Origin of the sequence: Microvirga sp. VF16 (genome assembly GCF_016864375.1) — a bacterium.
In the GTDB taxonomy this organism is placed as follows: domain Bacteria; phylum Pseudomonadota; class Alphaproteobacteria; order Rhizobiales; family Beijerinckiaceae; genus Microvirga.
Genome location: NZ_CP069357.1, coordinates 89670 through 111651, shown reverse-complemented (window position 1 = coordinate 111651; position 21982 = coordinate 89670). Strand labels below are relative to the sequence as shown.

The window sequence follows — 21982 nt, the reverse complement described above, 5'->3', positions numbered from 1 at the left end:
GCCGCCTTTCTTTTACTGGATAACCGTCTGAGACTAGATCCGCTCCGCTACGTGGTTTGGGTAATTTCCAAAACCCGCTCGCATGCATCGAGATCGAGCCAGTCATCCCGATCCCGGATGCGGGTTTCCATATCGATCCAGAAGGGTTGACCAGCGCAAGCATGTTTGATGGCTGGGAGCGCACCCGAGAGCGTTTCCGGGCCCAAGCCGCCGGCGAACCCGCAGATTTTGCCATTGAGGGGCGGTAACCATTCGGCGGCTTCGATGCCACGGCCGCCAGATGCATCAAAGAGGACTTGGTGGTTCGGTGCCTTGATCGCGAGTGAAACCCCTTCGTTTGCCCGATGCTCCTGGGTGATGACTGGAATGGCTAGAGATTGGATTGCAGAATCCAGTTCCGAGAGGGAAAACGTCGCTCTTCGAAATGCGAAGTTCAGTTGGATCCGGGAAACGGCTGGATGAGTGGCGAGCCGAAACACCTCTTGATCTTCCCCACTTCCCTCTCCTGAGACCGCCCCTCGAATGAAATCGGGCACTGCCCTCCCGCACAGGTGGATGGCCCATTTGATTGGTCCGGCGGTGAGCAGGGTATGGATCTGCTGGACTGTTGGAAATCTGTTCTGTTGGCCTGAGCGTTCTGGGGAAAACAGAATTGCGAACTCGGCCTGGGGAAAGGTCGTCGAAAGTTGAGCGACCCGTGCGAGATCTGTCTTTCGATCGATGCCTGTGAGGGTGCAGGAAATTAGGTTCATTTGCTTGTCCCTTGTGGCCGTGATGCCTCGCCAGAGCGAACAGGGCATTGGGGTTTTCGCTTTAGTTTTGAGCAAGCTGGAAGAAGGTTCAGAGCCTCAAAGGCTATTGAGCTGAGACGTTTAGGTGTTGCTCGGAAGGGTGCCAAGTTATCACGCGGGTGAAACACCATCCAGGCACGTCGCGGCAGGCCACTATCCTGCCTGAAAGTCCCTATTAAGATTGACCCGGCTATCTTGGTGGACGAAAATTGCAGAGCGAACTTCTAGGACAGGAGGATGATACCTGATGTTTACTGGAGCCAATTCTCCTGCCGTCCTATTGCCTGTTGAAATCAGGCGTACCGCGGGCGCCCCGTCGGCGACCGTGAACGAATTAGAGCGGCGGCTATCAGGATACATTGAAGTCCCTGTCGATGCAGAGGTCGAGTCACTAGACCTAGAAATGGACATCGGCTGCGTTTGGGATCCTGATGAGGTCGGTAGCATCATTGATGCCTACGCAACTTTAGAAAATTCAGAGGAATTGAAAGAACGAACGATCGATATCCTCGAACATGCAAGACGAGACCTCAGGAGCCATGCACTGGTCCGGGCTCAGTCGGCAGGCAAGATCCTGGGATTCGTGGTAATCAAGCGCGGGATCGAGTATATTTCCTCTCGATCAGGGACGCCTGATTGTATCCGGATGGTGCATGATGTTCTGGCCGCGGCTGAGTCCGAAGGCGGAGTGCTGCAAGAGATCATTGGCGCCTGCGGCATTCTCATCCTGAGTGACGTGTTCAATCTTCATCAGGGCGCGGGTGCGATTGGCAATGATCTTCTCGAGAGCATGGGTGAGTTGGAGGAAATTGAGCCAGGGCTAAAGATGCTGAGCACGGAGTCGGTCAGGGTCGAATGCCACGTGAGGGGTAGCGCCGGATCGCAAGACGAAGTTGTCCGCGCCTTTAGTGGGATTATCGAGTCTTACTCCGGCCATCTGGGCGATTTCGAGGACGCCGACGGGACAGCAGGACCGGCCTATGTTGTGGGACCCTTCGTACCAGGCAATTGGTTTGAGGACGACGGTATTGAGCGGGGGCAGGACAGCCATGAAGATCTTCGCAGACGTGAGATCCTGCGTTCAGCGAGTTTGATCGCGTATTCAGATATTCGCAGGCTCAAGTCTGAAGACAATTTTATGCCTCTTCCTGGCCTGCGTATCCCAGAGCTTGTAGCCGAGCATGCGTCACCGGACATCTTGGATGTTGCAAGTTTGGCGCTTGATCCTGAGATTCCGCATCCGGCCACAGTATTTGGCAATGGGGCCGCGGATGTACGCCGCGCGCAAGTCCGGATCAGCCACGTAGGAAATCGGGCGTTCAGCCTTTGCGCCGGTCTAAGGCGGACACTCAGCTTGGCGCTGGATGCGGGATACATGGCGCCGCTTCTGTTAGACATCCAAGTTTGTCATGTTCTGGGAGTGCGCCACACCAGCCTCAATGAACGGCTTGGTGAAGTGATCATGAGCCAGGTGGTTTCTGATCTCCAGTCGTTGGCGAGCAGCCTTACTAGCTTCGATGGGCAAATTCAGATCAGGATCCGGGTTCCTAACTTTGTTCTCCGCTCGGTTCGAAAGGTTGTGACTGGGGATTGGGAAGCAGCCCGCGTCGCCGTGTCGGCGTTCGAGACCAACCATACTGTTCTTGAACCTGTCATTGAGGCGGCTGATCTTTGGCCAGACCAGGGTGAGCCTTACTCCCCCACCATGCTGTTCCAGCCGATGCCAGTGGAGATAGATGTCCAATCCATCGATCTTTATGACTTTATGGAAGGCTACTGCTCAGATGTTCTGGATGGTGGCGAGGTCGCGATCGAGAAGTTAGAGGTCCTCCGGTATAAGAAGGAAGGGCCACAGTGGCTTGACCTCGACGACATCGAGTCTTTCCGCTGTGTTGAGCCATTCCTCTTCCTGCGCGGGTGGGTCAACGGGGTGCCAATTCCGGCCGTCGTGTCCAGCCTAACGCTTCGTGGGGAGGAGATTGAGAACCTTAGTATCGCGGATCTGATCAAAGACTTTGTATATACCCTTGCATCGAGCGAAGATGGCTGGACCAGTGTAGCTCCGATTCCTCAAGCCATTAGTGATCTCACGGCAGCGGCACATAGGTTGTTCAAACGCTCAGAGATTCATGTTGCACCATTGAACTTGGTGGCTTTGAGATCGCAGGACAGCTTCATGATCTTCGGTGACGAGCGCAGCGATGAAGATAAGGAAATCATCGTTCGATGTGCCCATTTGGACGAGTATGGAGCTCTAGGAGCGGACCAAATATTCTTAGGTCCAAAGAGCACTGAGTTTATCGTCGCCGTACATAACGATCTGCGGGTTGGAACAGTCTATGGTGTCGAAAGGGTTCTCGCGCTCTTCCTAACAAGACGAGCCAACGAACTGCTGGAGGTGGCAGGCCCCGAGGCGTCATGCTCGATCCTATACCTTTCAAGGCTTTACGTCCGAGCGGGGCTCGCTCCTGAGGGTACCGACCTGACCGCCCTCGCTTTGTCGGAGGATCTGATACGCGATCTGGAAAAGGGGCTGGAGTATAAGATCGACCGGGGTCTCTTAGGCAGGTTAATCAAGGCCGCAGAAGGAAACTTTGTCCGCTGCCGGGAGGGGGCACCAATCTACATGATCGTCGCCACCATAGCCGATGCCTACGAACGCTTCCTGCACGAACTATCCATCGAGCCAATACCAAATGCTGCGTGAGCATGAAATCCTCTCGTGGTAGAGGGGAACGTACGTCCTGGTGTGAGCCAGGTGGGTAACGGGGCTAATTATGGATCAGACCTATAGGGGCAGGCTCCTCCGGGGAGCCATGCTGCGGGGCACGCCTCAGGTTGGCGTGTTCGTCGGTGTAAAGCGGCTTCACATTGCCGACGGCGAGACTCTTGATGACGCTTTCGCTAAGGCAAGAGCGTTCGTGGATGCGGGTTTTGCGGAGAGCTCAAAGAAGCGAAGGCTTCCAAATGTTGCGACGACAGAGGAGTACGTGAACTATTTTGCGGGCCACCGGCTCAGCGAGCACCATGAGAAGATGCTGAGGGCAAACGCGATCAAGCCGATGACGGCGCACGAACTGGCTGAGGTTGCTGGCTGGGACAGCTACTCAACCGCAAACCGTCAGTACGGTGGGCTAGGTAAAGAGGTTGGCCGGGAACTCGGGTTGACGTTTGAAACCTATCAAAACGGCCGTGAGTTCTTCATGAGCGTCCTTGTGAAGGATCTCGCAGCCACCGATGACGAGTCCGGCCACATTTTTGAGATGCATCCGGAACTCGTGGCAGCCCTGAAGGTCGTCGGCCTGAACTGAACGGTATGAGTGGACCATCGTGTTACGTTGTAAATCGATAGCCGCAGGTGTTCTCGTGGCGGCGACATTCGCATCTGGGGCTACTGGAGCGATGGCGCAAACACAGGCGCGTATGCCGGGTAAGCCTATCGCGAAGCCGTTGCCAGACTGGTGCCAGCACGGCGAGTGCGTGACTCCAACGATCGAGTATTCCGAACCGGTCTTGTTCCACTCGGCTGGGGTGCTTTTCCGTATTGAGGGTGAAACCTGGTCCTACTCAATGCAGAATCCGAAGAAGAAGACCCGGGCGCCAGGGACGAGCAGGGCCTTCGTGTTCTGCTCAAAGCAGGTGCCGGCAGTCATTTCACCCTTTGAGGGAAAGTATCTCGTCGACTTCCTGACCCTGGATGATGAAGGCCGCTACGGTCACGCCAACGAGATTTCGATGGCTCAATACTTTGCCGTGTGTCACGGCCGCATCTTCGATTCCATGATGACAGGGGCCGCCGAGTTTGCGCGGACGTTGGGCTATAAGGTTCAGGATCGGGTTGAGCAGCCAACGATCGATCGGCCCGAGGGAATCCTCCAATTCCTGCCAAAGTCTGCCCGTTAGACGGGTTTGAGAAGGCGGACATAGAAAAAGCCGCAGGCCGGAATGCTCTGCGGCTTTAATGGTCGGCACAGCGGAATCTCTGCCCACGGCGGCCGTTGGATTCAGCAATTGGTCAAGCCGCGTTCCTTCCTACGGCCACCATGGCGGGCGGTTGCTTCGCTTCCGAACCGCATTCCGATCGAAGTGGCCGTGTCAAATCCCTGTTTGGCGTGCTCTCAATATGCATCGCCAAAGCCATCCTAGCGCCGAACAGACAACGTAGACCAAATAGGCTGTGATCAGAGCCGCCGGCCAGAAATAGATTGCGTGTGCAGTGTAGTACCCTAAGTAGGTCGCCAAAAGTTCTGCAACAGCTTTCGGAGCCAGAAGTGTTTGGATGCCATGCCAGCCTTGCGACGCGCCTGTTGCGGCGTCAACCTCAGAACCCAGGCCGCGGCATCGGCGGCGAGGGCATCGATGGACGCCGCCTGTCGGTTGGCCGCAATCAGCCGCTTGAGCTCGCGCCAGAGCTGATCCATCGGGCTCAGTTCGGGCGCCTGCTGGGGCAACCACACGAACCGGATGCGCAACCGCGTGGCCAGCGCTTGGGTCTGCGGGGCAGTGTGGGCGCTCGCCCGGTCGGTTAGCAGCCAGAGCCAGCCGGCGCCGCGGTAGCGGCGCCGCAGCGCGCGCAGGAACGCCTGGGCGTCTGCCTGACCGGCGTGGGAGCGGATCAGCACCACGCGGCGCGCGCTGCGCAGGTCGATCGCCCCGAACAGCACCCGCTTGGCATTGCGGCCGGTGATCGGCACAACCGCCTGCGTGCCCTTGAGCGCCCAGGCCGCCCGTAGCGGCGGAAACAGCCGCAGCAGCGTCCAGTCGAGGCACAGCAGCCGATCGCCCCTGTGCCAGCCCGCCTTCAGCCGCCGGATCAGGCCCCCTTATATGGGCCAATACGTCAAGCGCTGGCAGGCGGTGTGCCGGATCGAAGTCAGAATTTGACCTGGCCGAGAGGGTCGAACCAAAGGAAGCCGAGTTCAAAGCCTGCCATTCTGGCATGGCGGCTCTCAGCTTGGGCGAGGCGGGCGGTCAAGTCCCGCAGCCGCTTCGCGGTGCGCCGCAGGCGCAGGGCTTGAGGGCCGGCCGAAGGTCCAAGCCATCATGGAGACTGCCCGAGGGCAACTCGCTCCGACACTGTCCGTCAAATCACGGTCGGGATTCGACAGTTTGCGGTGACGTCCGAGGCTGAGCCCGATGGCGCTCATGCGAACCGCTCGTCCGCATCACCTTATATCCGGTTGGGCCCAAGCCCTGACCATAATCCCGCATGCGTCGGGAACGGGCTCCGGGGTGAGCGCGACCATTCTTTTTCGCGGCATTGTTCCAGCCAGGGGGGACAACGCGGTCGCACTCCCCTCAGACATCACGCGCTGACACTCCCGCGCCAGCGCGCAAGCGGGTTCAGGGCTTCACGGCCACATCGGCTGGCAGGGCGCCTGTTTCGACATAGCGCCACAACAGGATCAGCAGCTTGCGGGCGAGCGCCACAATTGCAATGCGTCTGACCCGCCCAGTGGCCGACCCCACACGGCTGCGGAACCAAGCCGCCAGTGCACTGTCAGGCTGGTTGCGCAACCACAGCCAGGCGAGTTCGATCAGCGCCTTGCGGGCGCGGGCGTTGCCCGCCTTGGTGATGCCTTGCTCGCGCGAGCGGCGGCCGCTCGCAAACGGGCTGGGCGTCAGCCCGGCATAGGCAGCCACGTGGCGCCGGCTGGCAAAGCATCGGTAGAACACCTCCTTGTCGAGGACAGTTGCAATCTCAGAGCCGATCCCCCTCAGATGCAGCAAGGTCCCAAGCTTGGACGAGGACGCGGCTCGTGCCGCCGCCGCTTCGGCATCGCGCCTCGTCTCGACCTCGGCCAAGTGCCGCAGCACGAGTTCAAGCCAATCGAGCTGACGCGCGATCTCCGCCGACAGCCGCGGCGGCAAGAGCCGGCCATCTCCCGTGATCAGCTGCGCCAGGCGCAGGCGGCGATCCGGCCGCAGCGGCTCGTAGTCGTCGATTCCTTGCGTCGCACACAGCCCCTTGATCCGGTTGACCAGGCGAATGCGCTCCTGCAGCAGCGTGGCGCGCTCGCGACTCGGGCGACGCGCATCCTCCTCGTCCGGTGACGGTGGGCGGACCATGGAGCAGACCTTCGGCTCGCCGCGAGACCAGGCCATCAGCGCCCGCAGCAGAGCCTGGGCATCCAGGCGGTCCGTCTTGGCCCGCCGGGCCCGGCGGTCGACCTGCAGCGAACTCGGGTCCATGACATGGCTGCTGACGCCGTGCGCCTCGAGAAGGCGGTGCAGCCAGAACCCGTCGCGGCCGGCCTCGTAGCAGCACGATACATGTGGGCTCACGCCGGTGCGTCGTTCCACGCGGGTCCGGATGCGGGCAAGCAGGTCGAGCACCGCCTGTCCATCACCGGCGGGAAGCCGATGCAGCTCGATCTTCGCGGCATCGGGGGCGTGCAGCGCCACCAGCCAGGAGCGGCGGCTGAGTTCAAGCGCCAGAAAGATCGTGTGGGTGCTGTCCGAGACTGAAGCGTCGGCTGAGGGAGAGGAGAACATGAGCGGCCTCCAGGGTGAGGTGAGGTGACCGCCTTACTTCACCAGTTCGGCGGTCGCTGGCCCATGAGATCTTTTTCTGCGCCAGATGAGGCGCGCGCGCGACATAGACGTAGCGCGGCCGCTTCCAGCGATAGCCTGCCTCGTGCAGCCGCCGCCGCAGCGTGCGCGGGCTGACGGCGAGGCCCTTCGCGGCCAGGTCGTGCGCCAGCAGCGGCACCGTCCAGCTCGTGGCCTGATAGCCGCAGCGGCGCGGGTCACGCGCCAGGGCCGCGGCTAGTCGCTGTGGCGTGAGCGGGCGATGCAGGCGTGGACGCCCGCTGCGCGGCCGGTCGATCAGTGCCGTGGTCTCATGCTCGGCCCTGTACTGCACCACCCAGCGGTGGACGCTGGAGCGGTTGACGCGGCAGCGGCGGGCTGCCTCAGCCATAGAATGGCCCTCGGCCACCAGCAGCAGCGCCTCGAGACGGCGATACACCCGCGCCTCACGGGCGCCGGCAAGCGCTGCGGCAAGCCGCTTGCGATCCGCCTCATCGAGCCACGTCTCGGGAGAGTGATCATGTCGTTGCATGCTCCCCAGGGAACACCCGCAGCTCCTGCGTTGCAAGTCTTATGGCGATCTACTTAGTCCGCTTGGAATAAGCACAAAACCATACTGGCCCAGAGCCCATGTGAGAGCTACCCCCACGACAGCTACAGGATAGGTGGCCAGGAACAGACCAAGATTGCCTAAGCCATCCGGAGCCGTGTGGGTGAAATCAATCCAAACATAGACGGCGAAGGCCAAATAGGCTGCTGGAGGAAGGTAGATCCATCTCATGGGCATCGCTTAGCCCATCGTATTCACCAGAGTTGGTTGGGATGATTTGATTTGCAGCCCGGGCGTGCCGATCCGCTGCGTTTCTTTCACCGCCGCGAGGTCTGGAACGTGGGGAACGCGTTGGCGGGGACGACGGGTTGATGAGGGCGATGGCTGCCCCCTCGCTCATGGCGAGGCCGTCCGTGGCCTGGATGCGAGAGCCCCCGCAAGACGGCGGAAGAGATCCGCTTCCGGACAGCACGAGGCATAGGCCAGCCGGATGCGACTGGCGCTTTCCTGCACCCGCACGGCGATCTTGAGCAGGCGAAGGCGCAGCGTCGCGAACTCGGCCCGGGCGAGATCGCGCAGAGTTGGGATGGCATCCCGCACCGACAGCATCAGCCAGTAGGCTGCCGTGTGCAGCACCAGCCGGACCTGGTTGGCCACCACTCGCCGACAGGAAGTCCGGTCGGAGGCCAGTTGGGTCTTGTGGAATTTGATCCAGTTCTCCGCTTGGCCTCGGGCACAGTACAGGCTCTCGTAGAGAATCTGCGGGCTTGTTCCGATCAGGTTGGTGACGACAAAGCGGATGTCGAGCCCCAGGCGGGTGGCCTCGATGCGAGCGACCGCGCGACGCTCGCACGACCAACTTCCAGCCCGGTGTTTCGTCTCGGCAAAACCGCGAACGACCTCGCAGTCCTCCAGCGCCCGTTGGGTGCGCACCGCATCGGCCATATCCTGAACTTTGGCCGTGAGCGGCCGGGTGCCGGTCAGCCCGAAGATGTAGCTGAGGCCATTCGCCTCGCAGAAGTCCATGACTTCGGGACGGGCATAGTGACTGTCGCCGCGGATCGTGATCTGCGTGGTCGGCCAGCGCGTGCGGATGCGCCGCACGAGGCGTCGCAGGTAAGCCTGCACCTCACGGCCGGAGGGCGTCTTGCCGGGGCGCAGCACAACCGCAACAGGCCGGCCCGTCTGCGTGTCGTAGACATGGATGGGCAGAAAGCAGCGTTCGTCGTAATGGGCATTGAACAGCGACAGTTGCTGATGCCCGTGCACCACGTCACAGGTGTCGTCGATGTCCAGCACCACGCCATGAGGCGGTGTGGCATAGCTGGCCATCCATTGATCGATCAGAGCATAGGTCAGGCGGATCGCGTCGCGGATCGTCGGTGTATTCTCCAGGCGGGAAAGGGTTGGCTGCGAGGCGAGATCCGCACCCGTCTCGGGCAAGCGCCCGCAGGCGAGCTTGAACGCCGGATCGGAGCGCAGCGGGCCAAAGTCGTTGCAGTCCTCATAACCGCACGCGATGGCAAAGATGCGGGCGCGGATCATGTCCGGGATCGCATGCTTGATCCGCTCCGGATCACGCCGATCCGGGATGACGCGCGCCAGCCGCTCGGCGATCCCAAGCCGGCGCTCGGCCTGCGCCAGGAGCAGGACGCCACCGTCTGATGACAGGCGCCCACCATCGAAAGCGGCGGTGATCTTCTTGCGGCCAACGGCTGGAAACAGGAACGTCGCGGTTGTATCGTCCGTCATGGCGGGTGTGGCAGCCTTGAAGGGAGTACAGGATCGGTGTCAGCAACCAAATCCTACGCTGCTTCAACTGCTTAAGCTACATCCGCCAGCCCTTCCCAGTCGTCTCGTGCATAAGATGGGTTAGTAATCCGGAGGAGCTTCGAACTTGAGGACAGCATGCGGGCTGTTCTTGGTCGCTTCCAGGACCGCACATGAATCCTTGGCTCGACGGGGCGCGGCCCCCTTCATGGTCACCGACCACGCATTGTACGTCCCCGAGACCTGATATGGAGCTGGTTCGCACCCCTTTTTGAAAACGTAGGCGGTCCCGTTGACTGTTCCCCGAGCCTCGAGACCCGGGGCGTTCTTGAACTCGCCACGGAACAGAACGGTGCCTTCCTTTACGGTACCCGCGATCGACTCTTTCGGAGCGGCATATCGTATGATCCCGGTTCCCATGTTGACGTACATCCCCGAGCCGTTGTGGATGTAAAGCTGGTCATTGTCCCAGCCGAGGGTATCTTCGAGTCTCTTCGGCTGCGAGCCTCCAGCTTTCCACGAAGAGGCGATGACCAGCTTCCCCTTCTGGCATTGCTTGTAGATGTGATATTCAGTGGCGTTGTGCCGCCAGACTGGCCAGCAATCCCCGGCGAGGTCCACCGCAAGATCCTGGTACCCGTTGGACCGGTCAGGAAGAGCCTTAATCTCCTGAGCATCGAACCCAAGGTTAGCTATCCACTCGCCTTTACGGTTCCTGATCATCAGGGTCTTGTTCATTCCAAGATGGCTGAAGCATGCCGCGCCGCCATTCTCGTGGCTGGCCGTAATCATGACCTCCTCTACACCGTCGGCGTTCAGGTCCATCGGCGTGACGTCGAGCTCGACGGGACTTCCCATCTCGACGCCGCATTCGATGTAGCGGCCGACAGGCCCGGCTTTTGCAGCCTTGATGGCTGCTTCCCGATCTGTATCGGAGAGTGCCATTGCAGAGGTAGAGGCGAGGAGAAGGACGGCGGTTGCCGATTTGAAAAGAAGCTTCATGACGATAGGCTCGATTGTAGTGGCGGCTGGGATGCTTGCTTATTGCTGCTGCATTTGGAAACAGACTTCTTCTGGCCCGATGTCCCTCTCACCGTGGCGCTTGAAGGTTTGTCCGGCCCATTCCATGTCTTCCCTCATGCAGCGGCCGCCGTCCTGCCAGAAAGCAACCACGAGGCGGCTGTTCAGGCGATAATGCAGGTCGAGGTACATGTTGTCCTCACCGCCGAGTGGGAAGTTGTAGACCTGGCCCGTAGAGACATCAGCCACGTATGCAAATCGGCAGCCTGCGCCGCATCCAATCTCGACTCCCAGGAGCTTTAGCTGCTGAACTCTGGCTGGGCGCGACCTGTTCTTTGGGAGCGGCACTCCAGGACATGGTTGATCCGCTTGGTGGCGTCGCACCGGAGCAGCGCGCCTGGACTTTCTCGATGACTGTCTTCGCGCCTTTAAGCGAGATCCAGTCTCGCTGTCCCCCAGGCTTCTGGTACTGAGCATCCTTTTCGATCTCAGCAATGAGGTCACCTTTGAGAAGATCGAAGAGGGCATGCCTTACGGGTTGCTGAACCGAGAGGTCCCATTCGCCGGTACTAACGTTCTCAACAAGCGATCCTTTGAGGCTCACTTCTTTGCCGGCACGTCGGAGCGTGATTCCTGCAGGACCGCCATCGCCTTGCTTGCCTTCTGGCATCGGCGCGTAATTGGCAAATATGACGTCGATGGAGCCCTTCTGGTTGCAGGCGAGGGTCAAGACGATGTCATCGGTGTCCGGGGTTCCGAGCGCGGCAGAAGTTAAATCTTCTGCAGCTTCCCAGACATGACTCGGGCTAGGCTCACGGATCTCCATCGCCAGTGCGGCTGTCGAGACGGACGAGAGAATAAAGGCGGCTACCGCCACCTTCCCGGAGTTTCTGAAATTCAACACGGTTAATGCCCCAACTATGAATTTCCGCGTTCTTAGGTGCGGTCTCCCTTTGCCGCACCATAACACGATTTATGCAGAGTTAGACCGCAGTCTTTGCCCGCTCCTTCGCTGATTTACGGAGGCAAAAGGATACTCATCCTCTGCGGGCCGCGAGCTGGCATAGGAGTTGAGGTTTACCGTTCCCCACGGCGCCAGTCCCATGGCAAGGTGAAAGATCCCGCCCAGAGGCCACGCCTGGCCTTCCGAGCCGCTTCCTCCTGAGGAATGTAGTCCGTGCCGTATTGACGGTAAGCAAGAGCATAGCCCCGCTCGATCAGCCATCCATTGAGGTCGGTACCATTAACCGAGCATTGGGCCACAACGCGTTGGTACCGGTCGATATCCCTTTGCTGACAGGTGACATTCGAGGCCCCGATCTTGTCGGACAAAGCCAGCGCGGCCTGTTGACCGCACCGGTAGGCTTTCCCGTCAGCACCTTGGCATGTCTGGGCACTCTCCGGGGCATCAACGCCATGGAATCTTATCCGCGATCCCCGAATTTCGATGGTGTCTCCGTCGATCACGCCGGCCCGGCCAGTAATGGATTGAGCCATAAGAGGGGTGACAGACAAAGCGATTGCCGTGAGAGCGATTGAAATTCTGAGCATGTTTGATTTGCGGGGTTGAGCGAACGAGGAGGAATGATAGCGAGATTGCGGATGAGGATCACTATTGTGCGGAGCCTCATCCACGGGGCAGATCAGAAACTAAGTCGATATCCTGAACTGCTCCACGGTTCCAGTATGGCCACAGGAACGACAGACACACTGGCTGCCATCGTCCCAGTCATGACTTTGATCTTCCGCAGCATCGGGATCGGTCCCGTCTGGCGTTTGCCGAACCCAGACCAAAGCGGCGATATCGATCCGGCTGGTGTCCTTTCATCGAGGGCAGGTGAGGGGACTAGGGCTGGCATCATCGGCGGTGAACCGGTTGGACTGCGTCATGGTTCGCGATCCTCCTTCAAGGGGTTGATAGGTTTGTGAGGCGAGACTGCTCGGCCGCGATCGCTTGCTCAATCTGCCTGGCGGCACTGGCGTACCAGCCATAGAGCCAAATGACCTGCGGATGAGTAGGGTCGCCGAATTTCCCGGCCATATAATCGGCATGAATTTCGCGGAATCGCTCGAACTCGCTTTGCAGCACCAAAAGGTAATCCGAAGTTCCGGTTGCTTCCGTCGGGGAGATATTCACTCCGCCGACCTCGATAGTCTCTCCGACCCGGAAGCCCCTCCGTGGGAACCTTCCGATCTGGTAGGTGACAGGGGCCGCGGGTCATGATGGCGCAATCATCCGGTAGCCTTCCCGCCAAATTTCCCAAAGATCGCCGCCGATGAAGTCAACTTGGGATACGCCGTCGTTCCGCAGAACGGGGAACGAGAACGGATTGGCTGAAATCTTTGCTCGGGCAGAGGCCGCCGCACGTCCCATTTCGAAAGCGGCGTTGTCATTGTGAGCTGCTGGAAGAAGCTTGATCCACCGCAGGCGCGGTTCACCGAGATTTCGCATGGGGCGGGAGCGGGACCGGTGCGCCCAAGATTTAGGCTCGATGGGGACGATCGCCCGTTTGACTCCAAGCCCGTGGCGAACGAACCGCGAGTGGTGCTGAATGTCCAATCGCCAGCCAGCTGCTCGAAGTGAGGCTCCAGTCTCGGATATACGGGTATAGGTCGTTAGCCGATAGATTGTGTGACCTCGGAGCTTATTGATCCGGCCCTCATTGTCTTGAAGGAGCCTCAGGTAGCTCCAGCTTGATTGGTATGAAGCACGTGGACATGCGCAAGCTGCCTGCGGCGGCCCAAGAGGAGCGCCGGCGGCAAGTGATTGGGCTGCGGCAGCGCGGGCTGACCTACGGAGCGATCGCGACGCAGGTCGGGCTCTCGCCGACCGGAGTGTTCGACATCTGCAAGCGGTTCGCGGCGGAGGGCGCGAAGGGACTGGTGAACAAGCCGCGCGGGCGCAAGCCGGATGAGCAGCGGCTGCTGGATGCGGCCCAAGAGGCTGAGGTGCGGTGGCTGATCTGCCGGCATACGCCGGACGAGCTGGAACTGCCGTTTGCCTTGTGGAGCCGGGCGGCGGTGCGCGAGGTGATCCGGCAGCGCTGCAGGGTCGTGCTGGCCGTACGGACTGTGGGCAAATACCTGGCGCGCTGGGGTTTCACCGCACAGAAGCCGTTGCGGCGCGCTTACGAACAGAACCCGGCCGCGGTGCGGCGCTGGTTGCGACGGGATTACCCGGCGCTCGTGGCGGCGGCCCGCCGGGTGCGCGGCACCATCTTCTGGGGCGACGAAACCGGTCTGCGCTCGGATGACGTGCGCGGTCGCGGCTACGCGCCGCGGGGCCGGACGCCGGTGGTCCGGGTCTGCCACCGGCGGGCCGGGCTGAGCCTGATCTCTGCGGTGAGCAACCGCGGCGCTCTGCGGTGGATGGTTCTCGATGGGGCGGTGAATGCCGCGGCCTTGATCCGCTTCCTCCAGCGCCTGATCCGGGACGTCCGGCGCAAGGTGTTCTTGATTCTGGATCGGCTGCAGGTGCACCGGGCCGGCCAGATCCGCGACTGGTTGGCCGCGCATAGAACCAAGATCGAGGTCTTCTACCTGCCTGCCTACAGTCCGGAACTGAACCCGGATGAGAGCCTGAACGCCGACCTGAAGCAGGCCGTCACCCGCAAGGCGCCCGTGCGCAGCAAACAGCAGCTCAAGCGGGCGACCGTCAGCCACATGCGCAGGCTGTCCAAATTGCCCGCGCGCGTCAGAAGCTACTTCCGCCATAAACCAGTCCGCTACGCCGCATGATCCAAGATCAAGACAATGAGGGCCGCATCAATAATTGATTGGGCTTGCCGAGCCAAAGCCCCGAGAATCGCAGAGCAGGCGTGGGGCGTACCGTCCGTCGCTGTCCGGCTGACCTCAAGGGTCAGACCATCGTCAAGGATTTGGGAGACAGGGCGGCCTAGAATCCCAACGCCAATTACGTCATGGGATTGCCGATCTCGGATAAGGATCTGCCGCACCGACACGCCGATCTCGGGCGAATGCCGGTGTAGCTGCCTAACCACGGCGTTCGCCGTAGCCTTATCCGTGATTTCGAACTGGAAGCGTTTGGCCAAAGGGAGATGGTAGAGTTGGAGGGATGCGAACGATAGGGAGCGAGGCCAGGTTGGAGAAGTCGGTTGTATTTAGAATCATCGCGACTTTCATGCCGAGCCGCACGTTTTCTTCTTCGTCTTCCGAGTCGAGAATTTCGATCCGGACATCTCCGTCGATGTCCAAGATGAGAACACCGTTGTCGTCAGGATCTGTGCCCACCGGGCGGTCAATGATCCAGTCGCCGCTCTCATGATACTCGTCGATCTCAGTTCCCGAGTTGAGCCGATCGACGATCACATTGGCCAACAGACTGTTTCCCGGCGTTTTCTCCTCTTCTGAGATCGCGATGCGGGATTCGCCCTGGTACCACAAGACATGCATGGTCTCGGTTTCCCACATCGGGCGTCGGACGATGGTCCATTCGGCTGATTGTGTCATAGCGAAAATCTCACTCATATTTACGCAACAATGGCCTCCGCCAACCTGAACAGGTTGACGTGGCGTTTCACGACCTGCGAGGTGGCCTTTTCCCAAGTATCAAAGGACCCGCCATCTTTTACGCCGCCGGCGCGGCCGTCACGGAATCCGGTGTCGCCCGGGCGGAAGTCTACAGCAGCGGCTGCCGATGTACCGAAGGTAAAGCAGAGCATCGCGCTGGACCGGGCGACGTCGCTGTTCCGATTTTTAAAGCCGGGGTTCACGACGAAGCGAGCGCCCCGCTCCTGCGCCACCGCCAAGTCCCGAAGCGTGTCGCGGTTCAACGCGCGGGAGAAGATGTCATGATAGTAGTTCGACGTCTTTCCCGGATTGAACTGGATGTTTGCATCAGGGATGAAGCGGCGACCGTCGAACTCGGCCGGGATGTAGAGCGTGAGGCTTTCGAGCGCGCCCTGCAGAAACGAAGTGACCGCGCAATGATCGGCCCACGCTGCGCCACCGGAAATTCCATGCCGGATGTCGAAGTCGTTTATAGCCCGAAATGTCTCCCGCATCATCAGCTCGTAGAGATACCCGGACATGCGGGAGGCATCATCTTTGCGACCGGCAGTCCCGATCACGGAGAGGGTCGCTTCAAGTGACATACGGCGGCTCGCGAGGCGTCCGATCATGTGATGCTCCTGGGGTTTAGTCCCTGTTTCAGATCACCGGTTCAGATCGAAAGTTGTTCACACGTTGACTACAGTTTCTAAGGCGTATTATCCCCTGTTTACTCCGGGCAATCTATCGCCCCGACAGACTATCAACTGCCTTCTATTGCTGGATTCATTGTGTGGTTAACGACATCACTCTGCCGCGATTAACCGTATCGCCCGCTTCTGCAGCTTTTCCTGCCGCTTTCGCGCTGTAGGGGAGATCCATCCGGGCACAAACCGTTCGGCGAGCACAAAGTCCGTCGCCAACGTGAGGCTTTCCCTGCAGCCCGGCGGAATGAGGAACGTCGGGATGAAGAATGGTTGGGTCTGCACTCGCGGCCACTGGCCCTGGTCATCTCGCGTCCAGACGTACCAGGCGTAGGCCGTCGCCGTAGAGAGTTTCGGATCCCACCCTCCAAGGCACATGGGAAGCCGTTCGGTGAAAACCGCGACAACCGAAGGAGGGGTCTGCGTCCACAGGCTGTTATATCGCCCCTGACTTTCCAGCCATGCGAGGCGGACAAGGAAGGCTACTCCCATCCGGGCGATCCGCATCGCCTGCTCGAGGAATTCGTAGGCATGATCGAAGGGCGGGTTGGTAATCACCCAATCAACCAGCGCCGTATTCGGATCAGCCTTTGTGAAATCGATCTGGGCGTCGAGGTGTGGACCGTAGGGATAGATGTCCGTCGCGAGAGTCATCTGCGAGAATTCAGATAGCGGCGTACTCATATGGCCAAAACCCGCGGCCGGTTCCCAAACAGTTCGAATACGCGACGGAAGCTGAAGCGCCGGCATCACATACTTGAACAGCGCTCTTGTCCCCCACGGTGGCGTCGGGAACAGATCGAGCTTCCTCCATTGATCCGCGTCGGGCAAGGCGTGGTCGGCATCTTGGCCAAGACGGTGGGCCATCACCGCAGTACCACCACGAGGGCTCTTACTCATTCTCGGTGAAAATCCCCGTTGAAAATGGGCTGGGCCGATAGGCCCGGTTGGCTTTTACCAGAGCGATTTTGATTTGAGTTTTATCGTCTGGGATCTGGCTTCTTCCGGCTGCGCGATCGCAATCGGCGTCGTCGCGGGATCGGATCGTTCAGCCGGCCGACCAGGGCCAACAGACCACGGATACGGGCTTCATCGTGGAAGCCTCGACGTATCTCCTGGATCTCCAGGTACAGGCGAACTTTTTGCCGGGAGGGCTCGGTCGGTTAGAAGAATGTCAAGGAGACTGTCTGAGGCCTTCTCGAGCTTTGTAGCGTTAGCATAACCTGATGCAGCGTCTTTCAGGACATCGATGGCTTCAAGAAGGGCCGTGTTGTCGGGCATGGGTGGACCTCCCTTGTCATGGGATCATGGCGAGCAGCTTCTCGGAGGTGGGTTCATGAGGCGGCAGGCGAGCTGCCAGAGGGTAGTAGGCGACGCCGACCTTGCGGCGAGTGCCTGAAAAACGGAGGAGGGCGAGACCGCAATGCCTCAAGCCCTCACTCGATCAGGTTCATTTATGCGGGCTTGGACCAGATGATCTGTTCGATGGAGGCGGGCTCTTTCACCCAGCGAGTGTACTCTTCGAGAGACAATCCAAGGAATTCATGGAGCTCGAGGTCACTGGAACCGGTATGCCATCGTTCGACCCAACGATCGATTTGGCTTGGGTCTGCATCTCCTGATCGACAGGCCCCGACGAATGTTGCGCGAGGATCCATTGGAGGGCTCCTACTTAAAGAACAGGTGAGCGACATCGTTCAAGGTCGCGAAGATCATCAGTGACAGCACGAAGGCCAAGCCGACACCGTAGCTGAACTGTTCGACCTTCTTGTTTGGCCGCTTCCTTGCGATAGCTTCGTAACCAAACATGGCAAGATGCCCACCATCCAGGACCGGAATCGGCAGAAGGTTCATGAAGCCGATCGATACGGACACGAAGCCAATGAGGAGAACGAGCCCCTCGATTCCGTGATCCTCAGCATAGGTGCCTGAGACAGCCGCCAGCCTGACCGGGCCAGAGAGGTTCTCGATTCCATCCTCACCTGTAACCATCCGCTTCAGAGAAACGGCTGTTACCTCGGCCACCCGGTAGGTCATCGTGAAACCATGGAGGACGGCATCGCCAATGCTCATCGGGACATGGAATACGTTGTCTGGGCTTGTGGCAAAGCTGAACCCTACAACGGGATAGGTTTCGGTCTCCGATCGGTTGGCGTTCGGCCTGGTCTTGAGAACGGGCGTAACCGTGAGATCCAGGGTCTCAGAGCCGCGCTGGATGGTCATGATCATCGGAGTGTCGCGGCTCTGTTGGACGGCAGCGATGATGTCCTCTGCGGCCGGCGTGGGCACCCCATTGACCGCAGTGACGATGTCTCCCGCCTTGATGCCAGACCTCTCTGCCGGGGTTCCCGGGTTGATGCTGCCCACTTGGCCATGCAGCGTGGGTGCCCCTTGGATGTATGCGATCGCCCCGAAGGCGAGGATCGCGAGAGCAATGTTTGTGAGTGGACCAGCCGCTATCGTGCTGGCTCGGGCTAAAAGTGAGGCGTGAAAGAAAGTTGCCCGCTTCTCGGAATCGCTCATAGAGGCCACTGCCTCGTGTGACACTTGGCTGGCGGCGTTCTTATCGCCGGCGAACTTCACGTAGCCGCCGAGTGGTACCAGGCAGAGCCGCCATTCTGTCCCTTTCCGGTCGGTTCTTGCCCACAGGAACTTGCCGAACCCGAGCGAAAAGACCTCGGCCTTGATGCCAAATGCCCGCGCAGTGAACAGATGCCCTGCTTCGTGGACGGCAATCACGACGCCGAGCACAAGGATGAAGGCACCAAGCGTCAAAGGCAGTGCCAGCAGGGAGGTAAATACGGAATCGAAAAAGGCGGCCATGATTCGAGAATTCCTATTTCGCGTTTCAGCGTTTTAAAGCGGATCGCGCCGGAATGGCAGCTAAAACCCAGTCGGGTCTTGCCGAATGCCGATGGAAAAGTCGTGATTTGGATCGGACGGTTACAAAAGGCTGAACCGCGCCGCAGCGGTATCACGAACTTTCGGACCGAGGGTCGTGTCCTTACTGGACCGTGAAATCACGAATCCTTTCGCTGCGAGCTGGTCAAGAATTGCGTTGGCTGCGATCTGGTATCCGAGGTCCTCCTCGTCATCTCCTTCGGGCGTTTCTTTAGCGTCGGACGAGGATAAGGAGGGGCCGTTCATCGCCGTAAGAATGCGTGCGAGTGCGACGACAGCATCGGCATGGGGGATGGGCAGGTTTTCGACGGGAGAGGGGCCGCTGCGCATGACGATTTACCTTTTGGGGTTTGATTGTGTGGCCTGCTGCATCAGCCAAATCTGATTGAGAACAAACTGCAGTTCAGCTATCTGGACGGTGGGGCTAATCACAAGCGTGCCTAGGGGCTGAAGATGCTTAATGGAACAAAAGTACAGCTGACTGTTTACCCGCCGGAGCGCGACAACCCGATCACCAAGCCGGCGACTACCAAGATCTCTGCCGGTAAGATCGAATTCAACAACTCGAAACTTTATGAGTTAGACGGCAGTCCTTATAGCGTCGTGCCGGCGCAGTTCGACATCTCCGGCAGCCGGTTCAACTATAAGGTCATTAGCGGGACTTCGTGGTACTTCGCCGACGTTCCGGATAGGGGCGGATTCAACGGGTATGGCCTGAAGTTCGATGCGCTGGGAGGAGGGTCGAACAAATCCCTCTACGCCGCAGACATTGTGGTTTCAGATACCTCCTTAGGTATCACGAGGAAGAGTGTAACGATCACCAAGAACTCGCTATATGTGAATGTTGATGGTCCCACGTATGATCACGGAGACACAATCTCGATTGAGCTTGGGTTCGCGATCAACGGCAACTCGGCTGCGAACCGCCTGAATGGTGGCAATGGCCGGGACAAGATCGCTGGCGGCTCCGGCAATGATACGATTTCCGGGTCTGGTGGGAGCGACCGTCTTTATGGCGGGACCGGAAAGGACGCATTCGTTTTCAAATCCATTACGGACTCCACGGTCGACAGCGGCAGCCGGGACACGATCTTTGATTTTTCCAAGGCTCAGAAGGATCGGATCGACCTGAGAGGGATCGACGCCGACGTCACCACCGCGGGGAACGGAGCCTTCATCTTTATCGGCAGCGTTGCCTTCAGCAACAAGGCTGGAGAGCTGCGGTTCGATAGAGCGGCGTCTGATACCTACATCCATGGAGACGTGGATGGCGACGGCGTAGCCGACTTGTCCATTCATTTGGATGACGCAGTAACCCTCCTGAAGTCCTATTTCATTCTCTAACCATACAATAGGCGACATCCCGCACCTTCAGACATAGGATGCGGGACTTCACGGTATCGGAAAGCAAGAACACCCGCCGTAGGCGGGTGTTTTCGTATGCAAGGAGGCCGAGCTGAAATCGCTTCGTCCTGGCTTGTTCTGTCCTACTGAATGACCTTTGTGACGTTCTGCGGAGGTAAAACTCCTTCGAAGAACTGCGTAAGAACTTCATCCCACTTCTTTAGGAGCATCGTATATTCCGGGCCGATCCCGAAACGGAGGAAAAGTTCAGGGTGATCGATGTTGTTCGTGGTGATGAACATGCCAGAGTTGGCTGCTGCGTGTGCCTTCGCCGTGATCTCCTCCCAGTCCTGTTTCATCTGGCTTGTTAGAGGGTTCGTCGAGAAGGATGACCATGAGTATCCTTCGACGCGCCAAGACCAATCGCGGATATCGTCGGCAGTCAGCTCGAACGTCGTGGGCGTTTTTCCCATCTTCAATTGAAGGATGATCGTCCGGTTTGTAACGTCTACACCGATCCGACCACCAGGGGCCTTGGTGTAATAATCGAGTTTTCGGCCCTCGAGGTGCTCTTGGAAGGGATCGTTGGCCTTCCTTTTATCACGGGCGGTAGATACCTGGATGGCAACGCCAATGCCAAGGACAATTAAAATCCCGACCCAGCCAGCAGCCATGCCGCCGGCGACGAGCATCAGGATCCCCACTATCGGGCGCCAACTGAAGCCGGGGCCGAGTTCATTCACGTGCTTTCTGGCTTGGCTCACTTCAGGCTTGGTACTGCCCCTCAGAATCTTCATGATTTTTGCCCTTTATTGCCCCGTCGTACCGATGGGTTATCGAACCTGTTATTGCGATAACTTTAAATTCTGGTTTTCGTGGAAGGGGATAGGTATTGCTACGGTAGGTCTGGTGGCTGCAAGTCGACCTCAGGAGTAGGCCCGTCGCCTCTCTTCTTCCACGCGCTCCTCCTCTCGGCGCCGTTCGTCCTGGGCGCACTCCAATTCTTCGCGTAGGCGGGCTTCCTCCTGGAGGCGGGTGTTTTCCTGGTTGCGGAGGGCCTCTTCCTGGAGCCGACGCTGTTCCCCACGGAGCCGCTCGGCTTCAGTTCGTTCTGAGGCGATCTGGGTGTTCAGACCTTTCCGAATGATATCGGCCGAACGGTCCTGCACGGCCGGGGCACTGGAGGCAAAAGCGGATCTCTGCTTTGAGGGACCGGACAAGCCATTGAGACCTGCTACGCCCTTTCCAGAAATGGCTCCACCTCCACCGCCGGATGATGATGATCGAGTTCGACGGCGACCGGTTGGCTTTGGTGCGCCTGCTTTCACCTCCGGAGCTTTGGAACGAAGGCGGATTTTTAGAATGCGGAACGAGCCGATACCCATGATGCGAAGGCAAAGCCAGACGATAACGAGTGGGGCAGCGTAGATAAGCAACAGGAGGTGTTTCATGGATTCGCAAAAGCTCTGTCGTTGTCACCACTTTTAATTCGGATTGGGGACGATGGGTAGTAGTAGGATCGAAGGCGTCGAAAAGAAAGGCCGCTCAGAAGAGCGGCCTTTCCTAAGCGGGACATTTGCGGGGCAAGACAATGTCACCAGCATTTCCGATACGGGCAGTTTACAGCTGTCGTTTGATCCGAACGGGTACCAGTTTGGGGGCTTGGCGGGATGCCATTCCAACACTCCAGAGAAAGAGCCCCAAGGATAGGCCTATTAGGCAATATTCGAGAACCATCCGATGATCCGTCTATGAGCGGAAGAACACCAGATAACCGGATCCTGCTGCCATCGAAAGAGCGACAAGAAGTGGGAGCAGTTTGGACATATATTGTCTGCGACCCGGATATTCGGAAGTGTATG

At 59.1% G+C, this 21982-nt stretch carries 23 protein-coding genes; 5 read left to right on the top strand and 18 right to left on the bottom strand.

Annotation, left to right across the window (positions count from 1 at the left end; genetic code table 11):
* Positions 1 to 47 precede the first annotated feature (47 nt).
* Positions 48 to 752 (bottom strand): hypothetical protein, encoded by a 705-nt coding sequence (locus tag JO965_RS39565; RefSeq protein WP_203447224.1) that lies wholly within the window; start codon positions 750 to 752, stop codon positions 48 to 50.
* Positions 753 to 1038: 286 nt separating this feature from the next.
* Between JO965_RS39565 and JO965_RS39560 the strand changes: the two genes are divergently transcribed.
* The 3 genes from JO965_RS39560 (at position 1039) to JO965_RS39550 (ending at position 4694) form a co-directional block, all read left to right on the top strand.
* Complete coding sequence (locus tag JO965_RS39560; RefSeq protein ID WP_203447223.1) at positions 1039 to 3498, top strand: hypothetical protein; 2460 nt, start codon at positions 1039 to 1041, stop codon at positions 3496 to 3498.
* 70 nt (positions 3499 to 3568) lie between these two features.
* Positions 3569 to 4102 carry a hypothetical protein gene (locus JO965_RS39555; RefSeq protein WP_203447222.1) on the top strand — a complete coding sequence of 178 codons (534 nt, stop codon included), beginning with the start codon at positions 3569 to 3571 and terminating at the stop codon, positions 4100 to 4102.
* A gap of 91 nt (positions 4103 to 4193) precedes the next feature.
* Positions 4194 to 4694 (top strand): hypothetical protein, encoded by a 501-nt coding sequence (locus tag JO965_RS39550; RefSeq protein ID WP_203447221.1) that lies wholly within the window; start codon positions 4194 to 4196, stop codon positions 4692 to 4694.
* Between the two features lie 323 nt (positions 4695 to 5017).
* Here the strand turns inward: JO965_RS39550 and JO965_RS39545 are convergent, their stop codons facing one another.
* From JO965_RS39545 to JO965_RS39505, 9 genes are all read right to left on the bottom strand, one after another.
* Complete coding sequence (locus JO965_RS39545) at positions 5018 to 5563, bottom strand: transposase (protein WP_203447425.1); 546 nt, start codon at positions 5561 to 5563, stop codon at positions 5018 to 5020.
* Between the two features lie 571 nt (positions 5564 to 6134).
* A complete protein-coding gene (locus tag JO965_RS39540; protein WP_203445034.1) occupies positions 6135 to 7286 on the bottom strand; it encodes an IS110 family transposase in 1152 nt (383 codons plus the stop codon).
* The gene (locus tag JO965_RS39535) at positions 7219 to 7854 is read right to left on the bottom strand and encodes a helix-turn-helix domain-containing protein (RefSeq protein ID WP_246777239.1); all 636 of its coding nucleotides are present in this window, start codon (positions 7852 to 7854) and stop codon (positions 7219 to 7221) included. Before JO965_RS39535 ends, JO965_RS39540 begins: the two co-directional genes overlap by 68 nt.
* Positions 7855 to 8268: 414 nt before the next feature.
* The gene (locus tag JO965_RS39530; RefSeq protein WP_203447220.1) at positions 8269 to 9624 is read right to left on the bottom strand and encodes an IS1380 family transposase; all 1356 of its coding nucleotides are present in this window, start codon (positions 9622 to 9624) and stop codon (positions 8269 to 8271) included.
* Positions 9625 to 9744: 120 nt separating this feature from the next.
* Positions 9745 to 10644 carry a hypothetical protein gene (locus JO965_RS39525; protein WP_203447219.1) on the bottom strand — a complete coding sequence of 300 codons (900 nt, stop codon included), beginning with the start codon at positions 10642 to 10644 and terminating at the stop codon, positions 9745 to 9747.
* A gap of 39 nt (positions 10645 to 10683) precedes the next feature.
* A complete protein-coding gene (locus JO965_RS39520; protein WP_203447218.1) occupies positions 10684 to 10911 on the bottom strand; it encodes a hypothetical protein in 228 nt (75 codons plus the stop codon).
* Positions 10904 to 11539, bottom strand: coding sequence for a hypothetical protein (locus JO965_RS39515; protein ID WP_203447217.1), 636 nt, complete (start codon positions 11537 to 11539; stop codon positions 10904 to 10906). The genes JO965_RS39520 and JO965_RS39515 overlap by 8 nt, the downstream gene beginning before the upstream one ends.
* 200 nt (positions 11540 to 11739) lie before the next feature.
* Complete coding sequence (locus tag JO965_RS39510) at positions 11740 to 12159, bottom strand: thermonuclease family protein (protein WP_246777266.1); 420 nt, start codon at positions 12157 to 12159, stop codon at positions 11740 to 11742.
* A 409-nt stretch (positions 12160 to 12568) separates the two neighbouring features.
* Positions 12569 to 12799 (bottom strand): hypothetical protein, encoded by a 231-nt coding sequence (locus JO965_RS39505; protein WP_203447216.1) that lies wholly within the window; start codon positions 12797 to 12799, stop codon positions 12569 to 12571.
* A 566-nt stretch (positions 12800 to 13365) separates the two neighbouring features.
* On the opposite strand from JO965_RS39505, the gene JO965_RS39500 reads away from it, so the two are divergent.
* Positions 13366 to 14400: an IS630 family transposase gene (locus JO965_RS39500; RefSeq protein ID WP_203447044.1), complete on the top strand. Its 1035-nt coding sequence runs from the start codon at positions 13366 to 13368 to the stop codon at positions 14398 to 14400.
* Here the strand turns inward: JO965_RS39500 and JO965_RS49790 are convergent.
* The 7 genes from JO965_RS49790 to JO965_RS39470 form a co-directional block, all read right to left on the bottom strand.
* Complete coding sequence (locus tag JO965_RS49790) at positions 14388 to 14714, bottom strand: XF1762 family protein (protein ID WP_371827008.1); 327 nt, start codon at positions 14712 to 14714, stop codon at positions 14388 to 14390. The genes JO965_RS39500 and JO965_RS49790 overlap by 13 nt on opposite strands.
* Positions 14680 to 15132, bottom strand: a complete 453-nt coding sequence (locus JO965_RS39495; RefSeq protein WP_203447215.1) for a hypothetical protein — start codon at positions 15130 to 15132, stop codon at positions 14680 to 14682. Before JO965_RS39495 ends, JO965_RS49790 begins: the two co-directional genes overlap by 35 nt.
* 20 nt (positions 15133 to 15152) lie before the next feature.
* Complete coding sequence (locus JO965_RS39490) at positions 15153 to 15803, bottom strand: hypothetical protein (protein ID WP_203447214.1); 651 nt, start codon at positions 15801 to 15803, stop codon at positions 15153 to 15155.
* A 174-nt stretch (positions 15804 to 15977) separates the two neighbouring features.
* A complete protein-coding gene (locus tag JO965_RS39485; RefSeq protein WP_203447213.1) occupies positions 15978 to 16742 on the bottom strand; it encodes a hypothetical protein in 765 nt (254 codons plus the stop codon).
* A 222-nt stretch (positions 16743 to 16964) separates the two neighbouring features.
* Positions 16965 to 17156: a hypothetical protein gene (locus JO965_RS39480; RefSeq protein ID WP_203447212.1), complete on the bottom strand. Its 192-nt coding sequence runs from the start codon at positions 17154 to 17156 to the stop codon at positions 16965 to 16967.
* Between the two features lie 387 nt (positions 17157 to 17543).
* Positions 17544 to 18698, bottom strand: coding sequence for an RIP metalloprotease (locus tag JO965_RS39475; RefSeq protein WP_203447211.1), 1155 nt, complete (start codon positions 18696 to 18698; stop codon positions 17544 to 17546).
* A 120-nt stretch (positions 18699 to 18818) separates the two neighbouring features.
* Positions 18819 to 19106 carry a hypothetical protein gene (locus JO965_RS39470; RefSeq protein WP_203447210.1) on the bottom strand — a complete coding sequence of 96 codons (288 nt, stop codon included), beginning with the start codon at positions 19104 to 19106 and terminating at the stop codon, positions 18819 to 18821.
* Between the two features lie 123 nt (positions 19107 to 19229).
* Here JO965_RS39470 and JO965_RS39465 point away from each other — a divergent pair, with 123 nt between their 5' ends.
* The gene (locus JO965_RS39465; protein ID WP_203447209.1) at positions 19230 to 20120 is read left to right on the top strand and encodes a M10 family metallopeptidase C-terminal domain-containing protein; all 891 of its coding nucleotides are present in this window, start codon (positions 19230 to 19232) and stop codon (positions 20118 to 20120) included.
* 143 nt (positions 20121 to 20263) lie between these two features.
* Here JO965_RS39465 and JO965_RS39460 read toward each other — a convergent pair whose 3' ends face one another.
* Positions 20264 to 20917, bottom strand: a complete 654-nt coding sequence (locus JO965_RS39460) for a hypothetical protein (protein WP_203447208.1) — start codon at positions 20915 to 20917, stop codon at positions 20264 to 20266.
* Positions 20918 to 21982: the final 1065 nt, after the last annotated feature.

What these genes read in the sequence shown, in the direction of transcription:
- JO965_RS39565 (WP_203447224.1), bottom strand. Translation starts at nt 752, where the DNA reads ATGAACCTAATTTCCTGCACCCTCACAGGCATCGATCGAAAGACAGAT.
- JO965_RS39560 (WP_203447223.1), top strand. Translation starts at nt 1,039, where the DNA reads ATGTTTACTGGAGCCAATTCTCCTGCCGTCCTATTGCCTGTTGAAATC.
- JO965_RS39555 (WP_203447222.1), top strand. Translation starts at nt 3,569, where the DNA reads ATGGATCAGACCTATAGGGGCAGGCTCCTCCGGGGAGCCATGCTGCGG.
- JO965_RS39550 (WP_203447221.1), top strand. Translation starts at nt 4,194, where the DNA reads ATGGCGCAAACACAGGCGCGTATGCCGGGTAAGCCTATCGCGAAGCCG.
- JO965_RS39540 (WP_203445034.1), bottom strand. Translation starts at nt 7,286, where the DNA reads ATGTTCTCCTCTCCCTCAGCCGACGCTTCAGTCTCGGACAGCACCCAC.
- JO965_RS39535 (WP_246777239.1), bottom strand. Translation starts at nt 7,854, where the DNA reads ATGCAACGACATGATCACTCTCCCGAGACGTGGCTCGATGAGGCGGAT.
- JO965_RS39530 (WP_203447220.1), bottom strand. Translation starts at nt 9,624, where the DNA reads ATGACGGACGATACAACCGCGACGTTCCTGTTTCCAGCCGTTGGCCGC.
- JO965_RS39525 (WP_203447219.1), bottom strand. Translation starts at nt 10,644, where the DNA reads ATGAAGCTTCTTTTCAAATCGGCAACCGCCGTCCTTCTCCTCGCCTCT.
- JO965_RS39510 (WP_246777266.1), bottom strand. Translation starts at nt 12,159, where the DNA reads ATGGCTCAATCCATTACTGGCCGGGCCGGCGTGATCGACGGAGACACC.
- JO965_RS39500 (WP_203447044.1), top strand. Translation starts at nt 13,366, where the DNA reads ATGAAGCACGTGGACATGCGCAAGCTGCCTGCGGCGGCCCAAGAGGAG.
- JO965_RS39495 (WP_203447215.1), bottom strand. Translation starts at nt 15,132, where the DNA reads ATGACACAATCAGCCGAATGGACCATCGTCCGACGCCCGATGTGGGAA.
- JO965_RS39490 (WP_203447214.1), bottom strand. Translation starts at nt 15,803, where the DNA reads ATGATCGGACGCCTCGCGAGCCGCCGTATGTCACTTGAAGCGACCCTC.
- JO965_RS39485 (WP_203447213.1), bottom strand. Translation starts at nt 16,742, where the DNA reads ATGGCCCACCGTCTTGGCCAAGATGCCGACCACGCCTTGCCCGACGCG.
- JO965_RS39480 (WP_203447212.1), bottom strand. Translation starts at nt 17,156, where the DNA reads ATGCCCGACAACACGGCCCTTCTTGAAGCCATCGATGTCCTGAAAGAC.
- JO965_RS39475 (WP_203447211.1), bottom strand. Translation starts at nt 18,698, where the DNA reads ATGGCCGCCTTTTTCGATTCCGTATTTACCTCCCTGCTGGCACTGCCT.
- JO965_RS39470 (WP_203447210.1), bottom strand. Translation starts at nt 19,106, where the DNA reads ATGCGCAGCGGCCCCTCTCCCGTCGAAAACCTGCCCATCCCCCATGCC.
- JO965_RS39465 (WP_203447209.1), top strand. Translation starts at nt 19,230, where the DNA reads ATGCTTAATGGAACAAAAGTACAGCTGACTGTTTACCCGCCGGAGCGC.
- JO965_RS39460 (WP_203447208.1), bottom strand. Translation starts at nt 20,917, where the DNA reads ATGAAGATTCTGAGGGGCAGTACCAAGCCTGAAGTGAGCCAAGCCAGA.